This window comes from Arthrobacter pascens, from assembly GCF_017052465.1.
Lineage (GTDB): Bacteria > Actinomycetota > Actinomycetes > Actinomycetales > Micrococcaceae > Arthrobacter > Arthrobacter pascens.
In genome coordinates this window covers 1-2,503 of sequence record NZ_JAFHKT010000125.1, presented here as the reverse complement: position 1 = coordinate 2,503, position 2,503 = coordinate 1, and the positions used below count along the sequence as shown (strand labels likewise).

Annotated in this window: 2 protein-coding genes; both read right to left on the bottom strand. The window is 67.9% G+C overall.

Translation table 11 applies throughout. The features are described from left to right. On the bottom strand, positions 1-878 hold an 878-nt coding region (locus JYA52_RS07495; RefSeq protein ID WP_205652576.1), incomplete at its 3' end, for a glucose-6-phosphate dehydrogenase assembly protein OpcA. After that, the gene (zwf, locus tag JYA52_RS07490; RefSeq protein WP_205652575.1) at positions 875-2,434 is read right to left on the bottom strand and encodes a glucose-6-phosphate dehydrogenase; all 1,560 of its coding nucleotides are present in this window, start codon (positions 2,432-2,434) and stop codon (positions 875-877) included. The genes zwf and JYA52_RS07495, both read right to left, overlap by 4 nt. Between the last annotated feature and the right edge of the window lie 69 nt (positions 2,435-2,503).

Sequence of the window (2,503 nt, the reverse complement as noted above, 5' to 3'; positions counted from 1 at the left end):
CCGAAGACTTCGTCGGGGTCGAGGCGGCGGAGTTCTTCGGCGAGGCAGTCGCGCAGGCTGCGTCGGGGGAGGGAGATGCGTTGGGCGGGCTGGCCGGGTTGGGTGAGTTCGGCGATGGAGAGTCCGGGGCGGAAGAGCTGGACGTCTCCGCTGGCGCGGGTGAGGCGGACGCGGCGGATGCCGGTCCCGGCGGGGTCCGCGACGATGGTCACGGGGGCGTCCAGGGACAGGGTGAGCCAGGCCGCGAGGAGGATGGTGGACGGGGAGTCCGAGGCCCCTTCGACGGCGACGGCGGTGACCGGGGAGGAGTCGACCTGGTCCAGCACCGCGGCGAGCTGGATGCGCCAGTTCGTCAGGCGGGTCCAGGCGAGGTCGGTGTCGCCGGCCTTGTAGGTGTTGCGGATGTTCTCCAGCGCCACCTGGGGTTCGGCTTCGTTCGCCGAATCGGTGATGCGGCGGTGCGCGATCCGGCCGATGGAGGTTTCGGACGCGTTCTTCGGCGCGCCGTGCGGCCACCAGGCCACGATCGGGGCGTCGGGCAGCAGCAGCGCCGCGACCAGGGACTCGCTTTCCTCGGCGAGTTCCCCGAAGCCGCGCAGCACGATCACCTCGGAGGCCCCGGCGTCCCCGCCGACCCGGATCTGCGCGTCCAGCCGGTTCGGGGCCGCGGAGCCGGCGTCGGCGAGCACGATGATCCGGCAGGGGTGTTCCCGGCTGGCGTCGTTCGCGGCCTCGATGGCTTCCTCTTCCAGCCCGGACTTGGTGACCACCACGAGGGTGAGCACCCGGCCCAGCGCGATCACGCCGCCCTGCTCGCGCAGGGACATGATCTTCTTCGAGACGGTGGAGGTGGTGGTGTTCGGCAGGTCTACAATCATGGCCTTCTCCAGGTGCGTCCGTCACGGGCGAGCAGCTCATCGGCCGAGGCCGGGCCCCAGCTGCCGGGGGCGTAGGGTTCGGGCTGTTCCCCGAGCCCGGCCCAGTACTCCTCGAAGGGGTCCAGGATCTTCCAGGACAGCTCCACTTCCTCGTGCCGCGGGAAGAGCGGCGGCTCGCCGAGCAGCACGTCCAGGATGAGCCGTTCGTAGGCTTCCGGGCTGGACTCGGTGAAGGAATGCCCGTAGCCGAAGTCCATGGTCACGTCCCTGACCTCCATCTGGGTGCCCGGGACCTTGGACCCGAACCGGATCGTGGCGCCCTCGTCGGGCTGGACCCGGATCACCACGGCGTTCTGGCCGAAGTCATCATCCCCGTGGTCACGGAACAGCAGGTTCGGGGCGCGCTTGAAGACCACCGCGATCTCGGTCACGCGCCGGCCCAGCCGCTTGCCGGCCCGCAGGTAGAACGGCACCCCGTTCCAGCGCCGGGTGTTGATGTCCACCCGGATCGCGGCATAGGTCTCGGTGGTGGAATCGGCCGGGATGCCCTCTTCCTCCAGGTAGCCCAGCACCTGCTCCCCGCCCTGCCAGCCGCCGGCGAACTGCCCGCGCGCCGAATGCGTGGACAAATCCTCCGGCAACCGCACCGCGGCGAGGACCTTCTCCTTCTCGGTGCGCAGGTCATCGGCGTTGAAGGAGATCGGCTCCTCCATCGCCGTCAGCGCCAGCAGCTGCAGCAGGTGGTTCTGGATCACGTCCCGCGCCGCACCCACCCCGTCGTAATACCCCGCCCGGCCACCGGTACCGATGTCCTCGGCCATCGTGATCTGGACATGGTCCACATAGTTCGCGTTCCACAACGGCTCGAACAGCTGGTTCGCGAAGCGCAGCGCCAGGATGTTCTGCACCGTCTCCTTGCCCAGGTAATGATCGATCCGGAACACCGCATCCTGCGGGAACACCGACTCCACAATGTCATTCAGCTGCCGGGCCGAGGCCAGATCATGCCCGAACGGCTTCTCGATCACCACCCGCCGCCACTTCTCACCCTCGGCCTGCGCCAGCCCGTGCTTGGAGAGCTGCCGGCAAACCTGCTCGAAGGCCTTCGGCGGGATCGACAGGTAGAACGCATGGTTCCCGCGGGTGCCGCGGTGCTCGTCGAGTTCAGCGATCGTCTCACCGAGCCGCTCAAAGGCGGCATCGTCGTCGAACTCCCCCTGCACGAAACGGATGCCCTCCGAGAGCTGGTTCCACACCGCCTCATCAAACGCGGTACGGGAGTACGCCTTCACCGCGTCCTTCACCTCCGCGGCGAACTCCTCGTTATCCCACTGCCGCCGGCCGAAACCGACCAGGGCAAAACTCGGCGGCAACAGGCCACGGTTGGCAAGGTCATACACGGCGGGCATGAGCTTCTTGCGGGCCAAATCACCCGTGACTCCAAAGAGCACAAGCGAGGACGGACCCGCGATACGGTTCAGCCGGCGGTCCCGCGGATCCCGCAACGGATTCCCGCTCCGGAACGCAGTCCTTCGGCCGTTCAAGGTATCTGGCATGGTGAGTAAAGTGCCTTAGCTATCGGTGGCGGATGCTGCCCGGGCGGCAAGCGACGAAACAATCTCCTG

Coding starts and splice junctions, on each gene's coding strand:
- zwf (WP_205652575.1), bottom strand. CDS start 2,434: ATGCCAGATACCTTGAACGGCCGAAGGACTGCGTTCCGGAGCGGGAAT.